The following is a 393-nucleotide window of genomic DNA, read 5'->3' as shown; positions in this document are numbered from 1 at the left end:
ATCGTAACTTCCTGTTGCAAGCTCGCGAAGCAGCCAAAAAGCCTGAGGGCGGACTGACGACGGGACTGTCGCCGTCGATGCTGAAACGGATCGGGGAGATGAGCAACTCGGAGATCGAACAGGTGTCGCAGCTGCTTCCGCTGACGATATTTACAATTCGGGTCGAGACGGACGCGTTTGAACGTGTTCTGGAAACCAGCAAAACCAAGCCTGGCGCGGCGGCGAGCTACTTGGTGTCTGCTCTCGCTAAGTAAATAGCCGCAGATGCTTGCGCAGATCAACTCATGGGTTGTAGCTAGAGATCTCATCCAGGCAAAGTTGAGGCTGACCATAGTTCACTCGCTCACTGGTTTATCCATCCCTCAGCTAAGAAACCTCTGGCGCGACATACAC

1 protein-coding gene is annotated in these 393 nt (G+C 54.2%); it reads left to right on the top strand.

The genetic code is table 11. The annotated features are described in order from the left end of the window. A partial coding sequence (locus tag ERX37_RS11525; protein WP_165982052.1) for a hypothetical protein occupies positions 1–254 on the top strand: 254 nt, incomplete at its 5' end. Positions 255–393 lie beyond the last annotated feature (139 nt).

This window comes from Macrococcus hajekii, from assembly GCF_004359505.1.
GTDB classification, from domain to species: Bacteria; Bacillota; Bacilli; order Staphylococcales; family Staphylococcaceae; genus Macrococcus; species Macrococcus hajekii.
The sequence above is the reverse complement of the archived record's forward strand: the minus strand, read 5'-3'. Positions and strand labels throughout refer to the sequence as shown.